Here is an 18,387-nt window from a genome sequence, read left to right as displayed (position 1 = left end):
GAGCAGCATGGGTGCCGTGAGCAACCTGACCCCCACTGTCGACGCCCCCGTCGACACCGACCTGGACCGCGCGGTGCAGGCGGCCGACGCGGCCGCGCAGGCGGCGCACGTGTCGGTCCGCGAGCTGACCGAGCTGGCCGACCTCGAGCGGGTCGTCGCGCTCTACGCGCGGATCTGGGGCCGTGACACCAACCCGCCGATGACGCTGGAGCTGCTGCGGGCCTTCACCAAGGCCGGCAACTACGTGGGCGGTGCGTTCGACGGTCCCGACTCCGACGAGCTCGTCGGCGCCTGCGTCGGGTTCTTCCACGCACCGGCCGAGGACGCCCTGCACAGCCACATCGCCGGGGTCGCCCCGGAGACTGCGGGACGCAGCGTCGGGTTCGCGCTCAAGCTCCACCAGCGGGCCTGGGCACTGCTGCGCGGGATCTCGGAGATCGCCTGGACCTTCGACCCGCTGGTCAGCCGCAACGCCTACTTCAACCTGGTCAAGCTCGCCGCCGAGCCGGTGGAGTACCTCCCGAACTTCTACGGCGCGATGGCCGACAGCATCAACGGACTCGACGACTCCGACCGGCTGCTGGTCCGGTGGCGCCTGCGCGACCCGGCCGTGGTCGCCGCGTGCTCGGGCGGCGGCACCTCGGCGGTCGTCGACGACGAGCTCGCGGCCGGTGCGGCCGTCGCGCTCGGGGTCTCCGACACCGGCACCCCGGTGCGCGGGCGTCTCGATGCGCGCACCTCGCTGGTCGCGGTGCCGCGAGACATCGCCGAGCTGCGCCGCCGAGACCCCGCGCTCGCCATGCGGTGGCGCACCGAGGTCCGCGAGGCACTCTCGGCGCTGGTGGCCGACGGCGCCCGGGTGACCGGCTTCGACCGCGAAGGCTGGTACGTCGTGCGGAGGACCCGGTGAAGCTCGAGGGCGTCGAGCTGCGGCGCGTCTCGATGCCCCTGGTCTCGCCGTTCCGCACGTCCTTCGGCACCCAGACCGTGCGCGAGCTGATGGTGCTGCGCGTGGTCACCGACGAGGGCGAGGGCTGGGGGGAGTGCGTGGCGATGCCCGACCCGCTCTACTCCTCGGAGTACGTCGAGGCCTGCGCCGACGTGCTGCGCCGCTTCCTGGTGCCGGCACTGGCCGCGGCCGGACCGGTCGACGCCCACGCGGTCGCCTCGGCGCTGTTGCCGTTCAAGGGCCACCGGATGGCCAAGGCGGCGCTGGAGATGGGGGTCCTCGACGCCGAGCTGCGGGCGCAGGGCCGCTCGTTCGGCGACGAGCTCGGCGCCTCCCGCGACCGCGTCCCGTGCGGGGTGTCCGTCGGCATCATGGACAGCATCCCGGCGCTGCTCGACGCGGTCGCGGGCTACCTCGACGAGGGCTACGTCCGGATCAAGCTCAAGATCGAGCCGGGCTGGGACGTCGACCCGGTGCGGGCGGTCCGCGAGCGGTTCGGTGACGACGTGCTGCTGCAGGTCGACGCGAACACGGCGTACACGCTGGCCGACGCCGAGCACCTCGCGCGCCTGGACCCCTTCGACCTGCTGCTCATCGAGCAGCCGCTGGAGGAGGAGGACGTGCTCGGCCACGCCGACCTCGCGAAGGTCATCAGCACGCCGGTGTGTCTCGACGAGTCGATCGTCTCCGCGCAGTCCGCGGCCGCCGCGATCCGGCTCGGCGCCTGCGCGATCGTGAACGTCAAGCCCGGCCGGGTCGGGGGCTACCTCGAGGCCGTCCGCATCCACGACGTGTGCGTCGAGGCGGGTGTACCGGTCTGGTGTGGCGGGATGCTCGAGACGGGACTCGGCCGCGCGGCCAACGTCGCCCTGGCCGCCCTGCCCGGGTTCACGCTGCCTGGGGACACCTCGGCCTCGGGTCGCTACTACCGGGCCGACGTCACCGAGCCGTTCGTGCTCGACGCGGGCCACCTCGCCGTACCCACCGGCCCCGGCCTCGGCGTCGCGCCCCACCCCGACGCCCTCGACGAGGTCACCACCGCCACCGAGTGGGTGCCCGCCTGAGGCGAGCGCTTGCCGCCGACCAACCTGTCGGGCCATACCAACGAGGGCGTCGATCTGGTGCGCCCGCACGAAGTAGGCTCGGGTCACTGACGCCTACGGTCGGAGGGTGCTGACCACGATGACCACCGCTCCGGGTGCCCGGCCGCGGGCCAGCCTCGGCCGGGTCCTCGACGACCTCGGCGCCACGCTGCTCGACCTCGTGTACGGCGACCCGGACGCTGGTCACGACATCGGCGGGGTGGTCATCCACGACCCGGTCGACGAGCCGGTGCTGCCCTCGCACGCCCTGGTCCTCGGGGTCGGTCTCGACGACCCCGACCAGGTGGCCGCGCTCCTGGGCGACCTCGGGCGGCAGGGCGCGGCCGGCCTGGTGCTGCGCGCCCCCGTGCGCCTGACCGACCACCTGCGCCAGGCCGTCGACGCCTCGGGCGTCGCCCTGCTCGCACTCAGCCGAGGAGCACCCTGGGCGCACCTCGCCGCGATGCTCCGATCGCTGCTGGCGGAGGGCGACGTCGGGGTCGCGGAGCCGGAGTCCCTGGGCGGACTGCCGTCCGGCGACCTGTTCGCGGTCGCCAACGCGATCGCATCGCTGCTGGACGCCCCGATCACCATCGAGGACCGCAGCTCCCGCGTGCTGGCGTTCTCCGGACGTCAGGACGAGGCCGACCCCTCGCGCGTCGAGACGATCCTGGGCCGCCAGGTCCCGGAGCGCTACGCGCGCATGCTCAACGACCGCGGCGTCTTCCGCGAGCTCCACCGCAGCGACGTCCCGATCTTCATCGAGCCGACCGAGAGCGAGGAGGCGTTCTCGGTGCCGCGCGTGGCGGTGGCGGTGCGCGCCGGCGACGAGGTGCTCGGCTCGATCTGGGCCGCCGTACCCGGCCCGCTGAGCGAGGAGCGCACCGATGCGCTGCGCGACGCGGCCAAGCTCGTCGCACTGCACCTGCTGCGGGTCCGCGCAGGCGCCGACGTCCAGCGCCGGCTCCGAGCCGACCTGCTCAGCTCGGCGCTCGAGGGCGGCGCCGGCGCTCGCGAGGCGCTCGAGCGCCTCGGCCTGGCCGGCCAGCCGCTGATGGTGCTCGCCGTGGCCAGCTCGGGCACCGACGAGGAGCCGGCCTCCATGGAGGGCGCTGCCGTGGTGCACGAGCGGCAGCGGCTCAGCGACGCCTTCGCGATGCACCTCAGCGCGGTGCACCCGCGCTCGGCGGCCGCGCTGGTCGGCGACGTCACCTACGGGCTGGTGCCGATGCCCGGCGGTGGCGAGGACGGCGAGGACCGCGCGGTACGGATCGCCCAGGACTTCCTCGACCGGGTGGGGGAGCGGATGCGCCCCGTCGTGGGGATCGGGCCCGTCGCGCAGGATCTCGCCGGCCTGGTGCACTCCCGATCGAGCACCGACCGCGCGCTCCGGGTGCTGCGCGGCGGCCGCGGGGGGCGCCGGGTCGCCCGCCTCGCCGACATCCAGGTCGAGGCACTGATGCTGGAGCTGCGCGACCTCGCCGCAGCCCGCGGCGACCGGCCGACGGGCTCGCTGGCGCGACTGATCGACTACGACCGCCAGCACCGCAGCTTCCTGGTCGAGACCCTGCGCGCCTGGCTGGATGCGTTCGGGGACGTGGCGCTGGCCGCGGAGGCGCTGTTCGTCCACCCCAACACGTTCCGCTACCGGCTGCGCCGGGTCGCCGAGGTCGGCGAGATGGACCTCGCCGATCCCGAGACCCGGTTCGTGGCCATGCTCCAGCTGCGGGTGCTCGCGTCCCGGGACGGCGAGACCGCCGGCGCCTGAGCGCGGTCCGCTCTACTGGTGTCCGGCGATCGGGTGCGGCACGTACCCCGCACCGAGCTCGGCGAGCTCGTCGGCCGAGAGCTCCAGGTCGACCGCGGCGACCGCGTCGGCGAGGTGCTCGGGGCGGGTGACGCCCACGATCGGCGAGGTCACGACGGGCTGGTGCAGCAGCCACGCGAGCGCGACCTGCGCGCGCGGGACGCCCCTGCGCTCGGCGACCGCGGCGACGGTCTCGACGATCGCCCGGTCCTCGTCGCGGTACAGGGACGCGCCGAACTCGTCGGTCTCGGCGCGGGCCGTCGCTGCGTCCCAGTCCCGGGTGAGCCGACCTCTCGCCAGGGGGCTCCACGGGATCACGCCCACGCCCAGGTCCGCGCAGAGCGGGAGCATCTCGCGCTCCTCCTCGCGGTAGATCAGGTTGTAGTGGTCCTGCATCGAGACGAACGGCGTCCACCCGTGCGTCACGGCGACGTGCTGGGCCTTGGCGAACTGCCACGCGTACATCGACGACGCCCCCAGGTAGCGCGCCTTGCCGGCGCGCACCACGTCGTGGAGGGCCTCCATCGTCTCCTCGATCGGCACCGTCGGATCCCAGCGGTGGATCTGGTAGAGGTCGACGTAGTCGGTGCCGAGCCGCCGCAGCGACTCGTCGATCTCGTGCATGATCGCCTTGCGGGACAGTCCGGCGCCGTACGGCCCGGGCCGCATCCGCCCGTGCACCTTGGTCGCGATCACCACGTCCTCGCGCCGGGCGAGGTCGCGCAGCGCGCGGCCGGTGATCTCCTCGCTGCTCCCGCCGGAGTAGACGTTGGCGGTGTCGAAGACCGTGATGCCCGCCTCGAGTGCCGCGCCGATGATGGTCCGCGCGGCGCTCTCGTCGAGCACCCAGGGGTGGCCGCCGCGGGCGGGGTCGCCCCAGCTCATGCACCCCAGGGTCACCACGGACACGTCGAGACCGGTGCTGCCCAGCTTCGTGTAGCGCATGGCCACAGCCTCCCACCCGGCCGGTGACGCACCGGCGTAGCGTCGCGGCATGCGCCGCTCCGCCCGGCACCGCGCCTACTTCGTGCTGATGGGGAGCTGCGTGCTGCTCATCGTGCTGGCCTGGAACGTCGTGCGGTGGTGGTCGACCACCGCCGCGGTGGCGATGAGCGTCCTTGCCGCACTGCTGCCGCCCGTGGCTGCCTTCGTCGGCAACCACGGAGCCTTGGACGAGTCCGCGCCTCCGACGCTCGACGAGGATCAGCCGTGACCCCGGAGGACGGTCACTTCGAGGGCTGCGGGACCTTCACGTGGCAGTTCACCTTGGGGTTGGCGCCCAGGTAGTTGAGTGGTCCGGCGACGATCGTCAGGGCGGTGTCGCCCGTGGTCTTGCAGGTGACGTCCCGGTCGTTGCCGAAGTAGCCGCGCTGCCACGCCGCTGCCGCACCGATCACCAGCCAGACGACGACGATGATCCCGATCAGGCTCCGCATGCTTGCTCCCTAGGTCGATGTCCCCGCGCGGGTGTCGTACCCCGCGCTCGACATCACGAACCCTCCGCGTCTGCGCCGGCGGGCGGAGCTCAGCGCTGGGAGTAGCGCGCCTGGTAGGCCCGCAGCGCGGCGCGCCCCTGCTCGAGCTCCTCGGCCAGCCGCTCGACGAGCTCGCGGACCTGGTCCATGGCGCCCGACTCGGCGACCAGCTCGATCTGCTGGGCGGTGCGTCCGGCCGGGGTGACGCCGAGGTTGAGGGCGCCGCCGGCCAGCTTGTGCGAGACCTGCTTGAGCGTGGCCGTGTCGCCCGCGCCCAGGGCCTCCCGGATCGCCTCGAGCGTGCCGGGCGTGTTGGCCACGAAGTTGCCGATCGCCCGGTCGAGGTAGGCGGTGTTCCCGGGATCGAGATCACGCAGCTCGTCGAGGCGGTCCAGGGCGAGGCCGTCGGGCACGTCGGGTACGCCGGGCTCGGTGGTCGTCTGCTCCTCGGTCACGATGCGCACGGTACGCGGTGCGGGCACCCGCTCGGCGCCGATCCACCGGTCGAGCACCTGCGCCACGGCCGCCGCGTCGACCGGCTTCGTCAAGAAGTCGTCCATCCCGGCGGCCAGGCAGCGGTCCCGTTCACCCTCGACCGCGGCGGCGGTCATCGCGATCACGGGCAGCCGGACCCCGTTGGCCTCGCCGGCCCGGATCGCGCGGGTGGCGGCGTACCCGTCCATGCGCGGCATCTGCACGTCCATGAGCACCGCGTCGAACTCCTCCTGCGCCAACGCGGTCAGTGCTGCTGCACCGTCGTCGGCGACGCGCACGCCGTAACCGAGCGCCTCGAGGAGTCCGGCCGCCACCAGCTGGTTGACTGCGTTGTCCTCGACGACGAGCACCCGGCGAGGCGGCCCGACCTCGCCTTCCTCCTCCTCGACCACGGGCTGGGGGCGTGGCGCGACCTGCGCCAGGTGACGGAGCAGCGAGGCACGCAGCTCCGCCCCGAGCACCGGCTTCGTCAGGCAGTCGAGGATCCCGGCGGTGCGCAGGTCCCAGGCCGACGGGGTGACGGCGGAGGTCGCCAGGATGACTCGCAGGTCGTACGCCGGGTCCGCGCGCAGCGCCCGCGCCAGGTCGAGGCCGTCGCGATCCGGCATCGACATGTCCAGCAGCAGCGCCTCGAACGGGTCGCCGGCGGAGTGCGCCTCGGCCACGACGCGCTCGGCCTCGTCGGCGCCGGCCGCCGAGGCGGTGCGCAGCCCCCACCACGCCAGCTGCTCCTCGAGGATCAGCCGGTTGTGCTCGTTGTCGTCGACGACCAGGACCCGGCGCCCGGTCAGCCAGCTGCGCGCGTACTCGTCCTCCGCGTCGACCGCTGGACCACCGGGGGCACCGAAGTCGGCGGTGAACCAGAAGACGCTCCCGCCGCCCGGGTTGGGCTCCAGGCCGATCTCCCCGTCGAGCGCCTGCACGATCTCGCGCGAGATCGCCAGCCCCAGCCCGGTGCCGCCGAAGCGGCGCGTGGTCGAGGCGTCCGCCTGGGTGAAGGCGTCGAAGAGCGCCTCGACGTGGGCCTCGGGGACACCCACCCCGGTGTCGGTGACCGTCACGCGCAGCCGGGTGCGCCCACCGGGGCCGGGGACGGCCGTCGCCCGGATGAAGACCTCGCCCCTCTCGGTGAACTTCACGGCGTTGGATCCCAGGTTCGTGATCACCTGGGCCAGCCGGGTCGGGTCGCCGTTGAGCACCTCGGGCACGTCGGGGTGGCAGGAGAGGATGAGCTCCAGGCCCTTGGCGCGGGCGGCCTCGCCGAGCAGGCTCGCGACCTGGTCGAAGATCGGCCGGATCTCGAAGTCGAGCCGTTCGAGCTCGAGCTTGCCGGCCTCGATCTTCGAGAAGTCGAGGATGTCGTTGATGACGCTCAGCAGGGCGCGGCTGGCGACCTGGACCCCGGAGGCGAGCCGGAGCTGGTCGGGATCGAGCCGGGTCCGCAGGAGCAGGTCGTTGAGGCCGATGACCCCGTTGAGCGGGGTGCGGATCTCGTGGCTCATCGTCGCCAGGAACTCCGACTTCTGCCGCGACGCGGCCTCGGCGACGTCCCGGGCGTCGGCGAGCTCACGCTGTCCGCGCTCGCGCTCGGCGACCCGGCCGAGCTGGACGGCGACCTGCTCGACCATCGACTCGATCAGCTCGAAGCGGTACAGCGGTGGGGCGGAGGTGATCGTGAGTACCGCGGCGACCTCGTCGGCGTAGGCGACCGTGAACGCGATCGTCAGGCGGTCCTCGTCCCACACCGAGCGCCGCTCACGGAACGCGCGGTTGGCCAGGTCGAGCTCCATCGCGGTCGCCTCGGCGGTCAGCGCGTCGTCGGCACGGTCCTGCTCGGTGACGTAGAGGGGTACGACGCGGTCGCCGTCCTCGGTGCGCACGAACGCGCGGCCGCGGACCCAGTCGTCGTGCAGGAGCACCAGGTGGCGGGCCTGCACGAGCACCTCCTCGAGCGTCCCTGCCTCGTTGGCCGCGGTGGCCACCGCCTGCATCAGCGTGTTCTGCCGGACCAGGTCCTCCAGGGCGATCTCGGCGAGCTTGGTCTCGGTGATGTCCTGGTGGGTGCCGTACATCGACACCACCCGGCCCCGGTCATCGGCGAGCGAGACCCCCCGGCCCCGCGTCCAGACCCAGTCGTCGTCCGCGGTCCGGACCCGGGCGACGAACACGAAGTCGCCCGGCGTGGTCCGCGCGGCCTGGACCGCCGCGTCGACCTCGGCGCGGTCCTCCCCGTGCACGATCTCGAGGAAGTCGTCGTACGTCGCCGGGAACGTCTCGGGGTCGAGCCCGTACAGCGCGTAGAGCTCCTCGGATCCCCAGATCTCGTCGCGGACCAGATCCCACTGCCAGCTGCCGATCCGAGCGATCCGCTGGGCCTCGGCGAGCCGGCGCTGACTGGTCGTGAGCTCCTGGAGCGCCGCACGGCGATCGCTGCAGTCGGTGAGCCGGTGCAGGACGGCGACCGAGCCGTCGGGGTCGTGCAGCAGGCTCTCGGAGACGCTCACCCACAGCGTCGTGCCGTCCCGGCGGACGAAGCGGCACTCCACGTCGTCGTCGTTGACGCGGCCGGCCCGCAGCTCGTCGAGGTGGGCGGCGAACTGCTCCTTGCCCGTCTCGTCGAGCGAGTCGAACACCGTGAGCCGGAGGACCTCCTCCTCGTCGACCCCGAAGAGCTCGCGCAGGGCGGGGTTCGCGTAGAGCGTCCTACCGTCGAGGTCGAAGACCCAGATGCCGGCCGGGGTCGTCTCGACCACGTCCCGGTACAGCGTTGCGCGCTCCATCGCACCTCCCGCAGACACGATAGGGCCCGGGGATCACGGCTCGGCGGAGATCAGGTACTCCCCGTCATCGCCTTGGAGCACGAGCGTCACGTCGTCGCTCGTCTTGCTCCCGTCACGATGGAGGTACTCCACCGTGTAGGAGATCTTCCGGCTCGCCGGATCCGCGTGCGCCGAGAGCACGTCGGCGCTGGCGATGCCCTTCCAGAACGACGTGTAGCCGCCGTACCCGCCGCTCGCCTCCTGGAACGCGGGGGTGAGGCGCTCCCACGCGGCCTTGGGGTCCGAGGTCACCGTGGCGAGGTAGTCCTCGATGAAGTTCTCCATGCCGTCCGCGGTGACCTGGGGAGCCGTGCCGCTGCCGGAGGGACCGCCGCTGGGCCCCTTGGTCGTGCGACCCGCCCCCGCGTTGGCGCCGTTGCCCCCGTTGTCGCCGTCCAGGCCGGCTTGGTAGGCCAGCCAGCCCACCAGCGCGATCGCGATCACGGCCGCGAGAGCGGCGAGCACCGGCACCAGCCGGCCGCGACGCCGGGAGTCGGGCTCCGGCGCCGTGTCCACCGCAGGCGTGGCCGGCGGGACCGGCGGCACGGCCCGCGACAACAACCGGGTCTGGTCGAGGTCCGGCCGAGGGGAGATCGTCCTGGGCGGCGGGACGCTCGTGAGGACCGGGGTCGAGGGACCGGCGGCCAGCACGTCGCGCACGCGGGCCATCGGCCAGCGACCGGCCGGCTCGCGGCACATCGTGGCCACCAGCAGCGGGGCCAGCCAGCCCGCCTCCGGCAGACGCGGCGGCTCCTCGTGGACGATCCGGTAGAGCGCTCCGAGGACGTTGTCCCCGACCTCGTACGGCGGGTGGCCGGCGAGCGCGTGGAAGAGCGTCGCGCCCAGCGACCAGACGTCGCTGGCGTCCGTGGCCAGCTGACCCGAGGCGACCTCGGGGGAGAGGTAGGCCGGCGAGCCGGTCACGAGCCCGGTCTGGGTCAGGGAGGCGTCCGCCTCCGCTCGGGCGATCCCGAAGTCGGAGAGCTTCACCTGCCCGTCGGGTGCCACCAGGAGGTTGGAGGGCTTCACGTCGCGGTGCACGATCCCCGCCGCGTGGGCCGCGGCCAGCGCGTCGGCGGCCTGCCCGACGACCGCGGCCGCGCGGTCGGGTGACAGCGGCCCCTCCCGCCGGACCAGCTCCGCGAGCGTCGAGCCCTCGACGTACTCCATCACCAGCCACTGCTCGGCGTTGTCGGGGCCGTCGGTCACCAGGTCGTAGACCGCGACCACGTGCGGATGGTTGAGCCGAGCCGCGAGCCGCGCCTCACGCTCGGCGCGGGCCAGGTCGGGTGCGCTCACGCCCGGAGCCATCCCGACGCGCTTGAGCGCGACCTGACGGCCGAGCACCTCGTCGAGGCCGAGCCAGACGGCGCCCATGCCGCCGCGCCCCACCTCGCGCTCGAGCGTGTACCTACCAGCGATCACGTGCCGTCCCTTCCCGGATCCGCGCCAGCCTAGTGCCGCGTCCCAGCAACCCGGTGGGCGCCGGATGCCGGCATGGGGCAGGCTTGACCTGCTCGTACCCACCAGATCCACCCAGCACGAAAGGCTCACCGTGTCGATCGACCAGACCCTCCTCGACGACCTGGAGTGGCGCGGACTCATCGCGCACTCGACGGACCTCGACGCCCTGCGCGAGGCTCTGGCCGGGGGGAGCATCCGGTTCTACGTGGGCTTCGACCCGACCGCGCCCAGCCTGCACATGGGTCACCTCGTGCAGGTGCTGACGGCGCGGCGGCTCCAGCTGGCCGGCCACACGCCGTACGCCCTGGTCGGCGGGGCGACCGGCATGATCGGCGACCCCCGTGACTCCGGGGAGCGCACGCTCAACTCGCTCGACACGGTCAAGGAGTGGGTGGGCCGGGTGCGGGGCCAGATCGAGCCGTTCCTCTCCTTCGAGGGCGACAACGCCGCCACGATGGTCAACAACTACGACTGGACCGCGAGCCTGTCGACCATCGACTTCCTGCGCGACATCGGCAAGCACTTCCCGGTCAACCGGATGCTGGCCCGCGACGTGGTCAGCCGCCGCCTGGAGTCCGGCATCAGCTACACCGAGTTCAGCTACGTCCTGCTCCAGTCGCTCGACTTCTTGAACCTCTACCGCGACCACGCGGTGACGCTCCAGTTCGGTGGCTCGGACCAGTGGGGCAACCTGACCGCCGGGGTCGAGCTGATCCGCCGGGCGGACGGCGGCAAGGCGCACGCGTTCGCGACCCCGCTGCTCACCAAGGCCGACGGCACCAAGTACGGCAAGACCGAGGGCGGCGCCCTGTGGCTGGACGCCGACATGATGTCGCCGTACGCCTTCTACCAGTTCTGGCTCAACGCCGAGGACGAGAAGGTCGGCGAGCTCCTGCGGGTGTTCACGTTCTTCTCCCGCGAGGAGATCGAGGAGCTCGAGGCGCAGCATGCCGAGAAGCCCTTCCTCCGGGCCGGTCAACGCGCCCTGGCCGAGCACGTCACGACGATGGTGCACGGGGCCGAGGAGACCGAGCGGATCAAGGCGGCGTCCGCGGCGCTGTTCGGGGGCGGCGACCTGGCCGACCTGAGCGGCGCCACCCTGGGCGCCGCGCTCCGCGAGGCCGGCAGCACCTCGGTCGACGGGGACGAGGGAGTGCCGACCGTGGTCGACCTCCTGGTCGCGACCGGCCTCGCGAAGAGCAAGGGTGAGGCGCGCCGCACGATCGCCGAGGGCGGTGCCTACCTGAACAACGTGCGCGTCGAGGACCCCGAGCACGTGCCGACCGCGGACGAGCTCATCGACGGGACCTGGCTGGTGCTGCGCCGGGGCAAGAAGAACTTCGCCGGGGTCGAGGTCCGTTGACCGTGGAGCCGGATGCGCGCTGGTTGGACACGCTCGAGCAGCGGGGCCGCGACGCGCTCCCGGCCGCGGTGCTCGAGTACGTCCTGCAGGGCGCTCGGGACTCCGTGACGACAGGAGAGGCCACGGACGCCTGGCGAGCCGTGCGCTTCCGCCCTCGGGTGCTCCACGACGTCACCCACGTCGAGACGTCGGTCGAGCTGCTGGGCCACTCCCTCCGGGTGCCGTGGGGGGTGGCCCCGAGCACGCTGCAACGTGCGATCCACCCGGACGGTGAGCTGGCGATGGCGCAGGCGTGCGCCGACGCCGGCGCCCTGATGGTCGTGTCGAGCAACGCGGGCACGCCGTTCGACGAGATCGGCGCCACCGGAGTCCACTGGTGGCTCCAGGCCTACCTGCCCGCCGACCGGACGCTCGCCGAGCCGATGCTCGAGCGCGCGGTCGCCGCGGGGGCCGGCGCCGTCGTCCTGACCGTCGACACCCCCGTGGTCGGCACCAAGTACGCGACTCCGGGCACACCCGCGGTCTGGGAGACGGTCGACCCCGCGATGCTGCGCGTGAACTTCGACCCCGGCTATGACCAGCAGCCCGGGTCGGAGAAGGCCCTCGACCTCGGACCCCACGACATCGGGTGGGTCGCGGCCCGCACGGGCCTGCCCGTGGTGGTGAAGGGCGTGCTGCGGCCCGAGGACGCTGTGCGTTGCGTCCATGCCGGCGCCCGCGCGGTGTGGGTGTCCAACCACGGCGGACGTCAGCTGGACCGGACCGCCGGCACGGCCGCCTGTCTGCCCGAGGTGGTCGCGGCCGTGGGGGAGCAGGCCGAGGTGTACGTCGACGGCGGCATCCGCAACGGTCTCGACGTGCTGGCCGCCCTGGGGCTGGGCGCCCGAGCGGCGTTCCTGGGCAGATCGCCCCTCCTCGCGCTGCTCGACGGCGCCGACGGCGTCGCCCGGCTGCACCGCGAGCTGCTGGCGCACCTGGTGGAGTCGCTGCGGCTGGCGGGGGCGCGCACGGTCGCCGAGGCGGTCGGACTCGCCGTGGCGCAGCGCGATACCCCCCTCTGACCTGCACAAACGCGATTGTGGCCCGGGTCACGCGGGCTCGATTTGAACTCGCGCCGGAGGTCCCCTAATGTTCTCCGAGTCGCCAGGGAGCGGCGGGAGGCAAGACCGCGAGGTCGGGCCACCGGCCCCGAGCGACCACCTCTCTCACACCACCCTCACCGGTGTTCGAGTGCGCGCGCTAGCGGCCTCGGAGATCATCGAGGTTCTTTTGGCGTGCGGTTGGTGCAGCGGAAAAGCCGCGGATTTGCGCGGAGGAATTCAAACCGCTAAGTTTTACGAGTCGCCGCAAGCGAAACGCGAAAGTGTGGAGCACGGTGTGCGTCTGATTCTTGAGAACTCAACAGTGTGTCATAGTCGACGAATTAGTTTGTAATGCCCCGTTGACTGATGTTTCTGCTTGCCTTTTGGTGGGTGGGGGTGTTGGTTGATGGTTTCTTTGACAATGATTCTGACAATTGTCAGTGTCTCCTGTCAGGCATCTCTTTTTCCTTGCATCGGTCTTTTTGGTTGGTGTGGGGTGTTGTTTTCAACGGAGAGTTTGATCCTGGCTCAGGACGAACGCTGGCGGCGTGCTTAACACATGCAAGTCGAGCGGAAAGGCCCTTCGGGGTACTCGAGCGGCGAACGGGTGAGTAACACGTGAGTAATCTGCCCTTCACTTTGGGATAACTACCGGAAACGGTGGCTAATACCGGATACGACACAGGTACGCATGTGCTCTGTGTGGAAAGTTTTTTCGGTGGGGGATGTGCTCGCGGCCTATCAGCTTGTTGGTGGGGTAATGGCCTACCAAGGCTTCGACGGGTAGCCGGCCTGAGAGGGTGACCGGCCACACTGGGACTGAGACACGGCCCAGACTCCTACGGGAGGCAGCAGTGGGGAATATTGGACAATGGGCGGAAGCCTGATCCAGCAACGCCGCGTGAGGGATGACGGCCTTCGGGTTGTAAACCTCTTTCAGTACCGACGAAGCACCGGTAATGGTGGTGACGGTAGGTACAGAAGAAGCACCGGCCAACTACGTGCCAGCAGCCGCGGTAATACGTAGGGTGCGAGCGTTGTCCGGAATTATTGGGCGTAAAGGGCTCGTAGGCGGTTTGTCGCGTCGGGAGTGAAAACGCCGGGCTTAACTCGGTGCTTGCTTTCGATACGGGCAGACTAGAGGCATGCAGGGGAGAACGGAATTCCTGGTGTAGCGGTGAAATGCGCAGATATCAGGAGGAACACCGGTGGCGAAGGCGGTTCTCTGGGCATGTCCTGACGCTGAGGAGCGAAAGTGTGGGGAGCGAACAGGATTAGATACCCTGGTAGTCCACACCGTAAACGTTGGGCGCTAGGTGTGGGGCCTATTCCATGGGTTCCGTGCCGCAGCTAACGCATTAAGCGCCCCGCCTGGGGAGTACGGCCGCAAGGCTAAAACTCAAAGGAATTGACGGGGGCCCGCACAAGCGGCGGAGCATGCGGATTAATTCGATGCAACGCGAAGAACCTTACCTGGGTTTGACATACGCCGGAAAGCGCCAGAGATGGTGCCCCTTTTAGTCGGTGTACAGGTGGTGCATGGCTGTCGTCAGCTCGTGTCGTGAGATGTTGGGTTAAGTCCCGCAACGAGCGCAACCCTCGTCCTATGTTGCCAGCACGTTATGGTGGGGACTCATAGGAGACTGCCGGGGTCAACTCGGAGGAAGGTGGGGATGACGTCAAGTCATCATGCCCCTTATGTCCAGGGCTTCACGCATGCTACAATGGCCGGTACAAAGGGCTGCGATGCTGTAAGGCGGAGCGAATCCCAAAAAGCCGGTCTCAGTTCGGATTGGGGTCTGCAACTCGACCCCATGAAGTCGGAGTCGCTAGTAATCGCAGATCAGCAACGCTGCGGTGAATACGTTCCCGGGCCTTGTACACACCGCCCGTCACGTCACGAAAGTCGGCAACACCCGAAGCCGGTGGCCTAACCCTTGTGGGAGGAGCCGTCGAAGGTGGGGCTGGCGATTGGGACGAAGTCGTAACAAGGTAGCCGTACCGGAAGGTGCGGCTGGATCACCTCCTTTCTAAGGAGCACACGCCCCGATGGCCGTCGGATGTACGGTCACGCATGGTGGTGTTCACTAGTGGAATCGTCGATGAATGATCTGGTCCATGTTGTTGGTCCTCTCAGTACTGCTGGTCTGCTCTCTTCGGGGGGTTGCTGGTGTGGAACCTGGGGGTCGGCGGGGTGGGGTGGGTCGTGGCACACTGTTGGGCCCTGAGGGATCAGGCCTTGGTGACAGGGTTTCTGGTTTTTCTTGTGCCTCTTTCGTCTGGTCTTGCCCTGTGGGGTGGGGTTGGGTGTTGGTGGGCTGGTTGTTTGTGAATTGGATAGTGGACGCGAGCATCTGTGACTGGACTACACCAGGTCCGGTCACTTTTTGACGCCATGGTCAGCGGGCAGCCTTGTGGGGTTGTTTGGTGGTGGTGGTGTTCAGAGTCTTTGTAGTTTTTGTTGAGTGTTTGTGAGACAAGCTATGAAGGGCACATGGTGGATGCCTTGGCATCAAGAGCCGATGAAGGACGTAGGAGCCTGCGATAAGCCCTGGGGAGTTGGCAACCGAGCTGTGATCCGGGGGTGTCCGAATGGGGGAACCCAGCACGAGTCATGTCGTGTTACCTGCACCTGAATATATAGGGTGTGTGGAGGGAACGCCGGGAAGTGAAACATCTCAGTACCGGTAGGAAGAGAAAACAATAGTGATTCCGAGAGTAGTGGCGAGCGAAATCGGATCAGGCTAAACCCTTTGCGTGTGATACCCGGCAGGGGTTGCGTAGAGGGGGTTGTGGGACCATTTGGACCGGTCTGCCGGCTGGTCAAGCAGTAAGAAAATTCTGGTGAAGTTGAAGTCCATTGGAAAGTGGCGCCGTAGAGGGTGATAGCCCCGTAAGTGTAAGCCAGGATCTGCTGAGTGGTATCCCAAGTAACACGGAACCCCTGAAATTCCGTGTGAATCTGGCGGGACCACCCGTTAAGCCTAAATACTCCTTGATGACCGATAGCGGACAAGTACCGTGAGGGAAAGGTGAAAAGTACCCCTGGCGGGGAGTGAAATAGTACCTGAAACCGTGTGCCTACAATCCGTCGGAGCCTGTGAGGGTGACGGCGTGCCTTTTGAAGAATGAGCCTGCGAGTTTGCGTTGTGTTGCGAGGTTAACCCGTGTGGGGGAGCCGTAGCGAAAGCGAGTCCTAATAGGGCGTTTTAGTAGCACGATCAAGACCCGAAGCGAAGTGATCTATCCATGGGCAGGTTGAAGCGCGGGTAAGACCGCGTGGAGGACCGAACCCACTTAGGTTGAAAACTGAGGGGATGACCTGTGGATAGGGGTGAAAGGCCAATCAAACTTCGTGATAGCTGGTTCTCCCCGAAATGCATTTAGGTGCAGCGTTGCGTGTTTCTTGCCGGAGGTAGAGCACTGGATAGCCGATGGGCCCTACCAGGTTACTGACGTTAGCCAAACTCCGAATGCCGGTAAGTGAGAGCGCAGCAGTGAGACAGTGGGGGATAAGCTCCATTGTCGAGAGGGAAACAGCCCAGACCATCAGCTAAGGCCCCTAAGCGGTGACTAAGTGGAAAAGGATGTGGAGTCGCATTGACAACCAGGAGGTTGGCTTGGAAGCAGCCACCCTTGAAAGAGTGCGTAATAGCTCACTGGTCAAGTGATTCCGCGCCGACAATGTAGCGGGGCTCAAGTCATCCGCCGAAGCTATGGCATTCACGCAACAGCCCCAACGGGTGTGTGGATGGGTAGGGGAGCGTCGTGTCGCGAGTGAAGCTCCGGAGTGATCCAGGGGTGGACGCGACACGAGTGAGAATGCAGGCATGAGTAGCGAATCAGGAGTGAGAAACTCCTGCGCCGAATGATCAAGGGTTCCAGGGTCAAGCTAATCTGCCCTGGGTAAGTCGGGACCTAAGGCGAGGCCGACAGGCGTAGTCGATGGACAACGGGTTGATATTCCCGTACCGGCAAAGCAGCGCCCATGACGAACCCGGTGATGCTAACCGCCCGAAGCTCATCTGACCGATCCCTTCGGGGTGAGGCGGGTGAGGGGAGCGCGGGACCCGATCTGGTAGTAGTCAAGCGATGGGGTGACACAGGAAGGTAGCCCAACCGTGGCGATGGTTGTCCACGGGTAAGGATGTAGGGGGTGGTCCAGGTAAATCCGGACTGCTGGCTTGGATGCCGGCCCTGAGATCCGATGCCGATCCTTAATGGAGTAGTGGGTGATCCTATGCTGTCGAGAAAAACCTCTAGCGAGCTGCGCGCCGCCCGTACCCCAAACCGACTCAGGTGATCAGGTAGAGAATACCAAGGCGATCGAGCGAACCATGGTTAAGGAACTCGGCAAAATGCCCCCGTAACTTCGGGAGAAGGGGGGCCGGATCCGTGACACACCTTGCGTGTGGAAGCGGTGATGGCCGCAGAGACCAGGCCCAAGCGACTGTTTACTAAAAACATAGGTCCGTGCGAAGTTGTAAGACGATGTATACGGACTGACTCCTGCCCGGTGCTGGAAGGTTAAGGGGACCGGTTAGAACGCAAGTTCGAAGCTGAGAACTTAAGCCCCAGTAAACGGCGGTGGTAACTATAACCATCCTAAGGTAGCGAAATTCCTTGTCGGGTAAGTTCCGACCTGCACGAATGGAGTAACGACTTGGGCGCTGTCTCAACCGTGGACTCGGCGAAATTGCACTACGAGTAAAGATGCTCGTTACGCGCGGCAGGACGGAAAGACCCCGGGACCTTTACTATAGTTTGGTATTGGTGTTTGGTTCGGCTTGTGTAGGATAGGTGGGAGACTGTGAAGCATTCACGCCAGTGAGTGTGGAGTCAACGTTGAAATACCACTCTGGTCGTACTAGATGTCTAACCTAGGTCCATTATCTGGATCAGGGACAGTGCCTGATGGGTAGTTTAACTGGGGCGGTTGCCTCCTAAAATGTAACGGAGGCGCTCAAAGGTTCCCTCAGCCTGGTTGGCAATCAGGTGGCGAGTGTAAGTGCACAAGGGAGCTTGACTGTGAGACAGACATGTCGAGCAGGGACGAAAGTCGGAACTAGTGATCCGGCGTCGGCATGTGGAAGCGACGTCGCTCAACGGATAAAAGGTACCCCGGGGATAACAGGCTGATCTTCCCCAAGAGTCCATATCGACGGGATGGTTTGGCACCTCGATGTCGGCTCGTCGCATCCTGGGGCTGGAGTAGGTCCCAAGGGTTGGGCTGTTCGCCCATTAAAGCGGCACGCGAGCTGGGTTTAGAACGTCGTGAGACAGTTCGGTCCCTATCCGCCGCGCGCGCAGGAAACTTGAGAAAGGCTGTCCCTAGTACGAGAGGACCGGGATGGACGAACCTCTGGTGTGCCAGTTGTCCCGCCAGGGGCACGGCTGGTTAGCTACGTTCGGAAGTGATAACCGCTGAATGCATCTAAGCGGGAAGCACGTTTCAAGATGAGGTTTCCCACCCCCTTGAGGGGGTAAGGCCCCCAGCAGAACACTGGGTTGATAGGCCGGAGGTGTACAGCAGCAATGCCCAGCCGACCGGTACTAATAGGCCGAGGGCTTGTCTTACAAACCCTCAACAAAACCTACCAAAGCGCCTCGCGTCCACGATCCAACACACACAACTGTTATGCACACATAACAGAACAATGGCTTGGAACACCACATTTGTGAACACACACCAGATGTGGGATCCGCAAGAGTTACGGCGGCCATAGCGAAAGGGAAACACCCGGTCCCATCCCGAACCCGGAAGTTAAGCCTTTCAGCGCCGATGGTACTGCAACCGAGAGGCTGTGGGAGAGTAGGACGCCGCCGGACATACACTTCGTAGGGGCCACCG

The 18,387-nt window shown here is 67.8% G+C and carries 10 protein-coding genes and 3 rRNA genes; 9 read left to right on the top strand and 4 right to left on the bottom strand.

Going from position 1 to position 18,387, the window contains the following annotated elements; translation table 11 throughout:
* Positions 1 to 16: 16 nt before the first annotated feature.
* The 3 genes from AC3ANS_RS13815 (at position 17) to AC3ANS_RS13805 (ending at position 3,799) form a co-directional block, all read left to right on the top strand.
* Entirely contained in the window at positions 17 to 910 is an 894-nt protein-coding gene (locus AC3ANS_RS13815) for a GNAT family N-acetyltransferase (RefSeq protein WP_488292161.1), read from the top strand.
* Positions 907 to 2,013, top strand: coding sequence for an o-succinylbenzoate synthase (menC, locus tag AC3ANS_RS13810; RefSeq protein WP_488292160.1), 1,107 nt, complete (start codon positions 907 to 909; stop codon positions 2,011 to 2,013). The genes AC3ANS_RS13815 and menC overlap by 4 nt, the downstream gene beginning before the upstream one ends.
* A gap of 106 nt (positions 2,014 to 2,119) precedes the next feature.
* Entirely contained in the window at positions 2,120 to 3,799 is a 1,680-nt protein-coding gene (locus AC3ANS_RS13805) for a PucR family transcriptional regulator (protein WP_488292159.1), read from the top strand.
* 12 nt (positions 3,800 to 3,811) lie between these two features.
* On the opposite strand, the gene AC3ANS_RS13800 is transcribed toward AC3ANS_RS13805, so the two are convergent.
* Positions 3,812 to 4,783 (bottom strand): aldo/keto reductase, encoded by a 972-nt coding sequence (locus AC3ANS_RS13800; protein ID WP_488292158.1) that lies wholly within the window; start codon positions 4,781 to 4,783, stop codon positions 3,812 to 3,814.
* A 49-nt stretch (positions 4,784 to 4,832) separates the two neighbouring features.
* Between AC3ANS_RS13800 and AC3ANS_RS13795 the strand changes: the two genes are divergently transcribed.
* Positions 4,833 to 5,051, top strand: coding sequence for a DUF3099 domain-containing protein (locus tag AC3ANS_RS13795; RefSeq protein WP_488292157.1), 219 nt, complete (start codon positions 4,833 to 4,835; stop codon positions 5,049 to 5,051).
* Between the two features lie 13 nt (positions 5,052 to 5,064).
* Here the strand turns inward: AC3ANS_RS13795 and AC3ANS_RS13790 are convergent, their stop codons facing one another.
* From AC3ANS_RS13790 to AC3ANS_RS13780, 3 genes are all read right to left on the bottom strand, one after another.
* A complete protein-coding gene (locus tag AC3ANS_RS13790) occupies positions 5,065 to 5,274 on the bottom strand; it encodes a hypothetical protein (RefSeq protein WP_488292156.1) in 210 nt (69 codons plus the stop codon).
* Positions 5,275 to 5,363: 89 nt separating this feature from the next.
* Complete coding sequence (locus tag AC3ANS_RS13785) at positions 5,364 to 8,588, bottom strand: response regulator (RefSeq protein WP_488292155.1); 3,225 nt, start codon at positions 8,586 to 8,588, stop codon at positions 5,364 to 5,366.
* A gap of 33 nt (positions 8,589 to 8,621) precedes the next feature.
* Positions 8,622 to 10,052: a serine/threonine-protein kinase gene (locus tag AC3ANS_RS13780; RefSeq protein ID WP_488292154.1), complete on the bottom strand. Its 1,431-nt coding sequence runs from the start codon at positions 10,050 to 10,052 to the stop codon at positions 8,622 to 8,624.
* 136 nt (positions 10,053 to 10,188) lie between these two features.
* Between AC3ANS_RS13780 and tyrS the strand changes: the two genes are divergently transcribed.
* From tyrS to rrf, 5 genes are all read left to right on the top strand, one after another.
* On the top strand, positions 10,189 to 11,454 hold the full coding sequence (gene tyrS / locus AC3ANS_RS13775; RefSeq protein ID WP_488296499.1) for a tyrosine--tRNA ligase: 1,266 nt from the start codon (positions 10,189 to 10,191) through the stop codon (positions 11,452 to 11,454).
* Between the two features lie 2 nt (positions 11,455 to 11,456).
* Positions 11,457 to 12,515 (top strand): alpha-hydroxy acid oxidase, encoded by a 1,059-nt coding sequence (locus AC3ANS_RS13770; RefSeq protein ID WP_488292153.1) that lies wholly within the window; start codon positions 11,457 to 11,459, stop codon positions 12,513 to 12,515.
* Between the two features lie 526 nt (positions 12,516 to 13,041).
* Positions 13,042 to 14,566, top strand: a 16S ribosomal RNA gene (locus tag AC3ANS_RS13765).
* 444 nt (positions 14,567 to 15,010) lie between these two features.
* A 23S ribosomal RNA gene (locus AC3ANS_RS13760) occupies positions 15,011 to 18,113 on the top strand.
* Between the two features lie 135 nt (positions 18,114 to 18,248).
* A 5S ribosomal RNA gene (rrf, locus tag AC3ANS_RS13755) occupies positions 18,249 to 18,365 on the top strand.
* The 16S, 23S and 5S rRNA genes sit together here, the layout of an rRNA operon.
* Positions 18,366 to 18,387: the final 22 nt, after the last annotated feature.

The organism is Nocardia sp. 149-1B, assembly GCF_057747975.1.
Note: the sequence above shows the minus strand (reverse complement) of the source record. Positions and strands in the feature narration are given on the sequence as shown.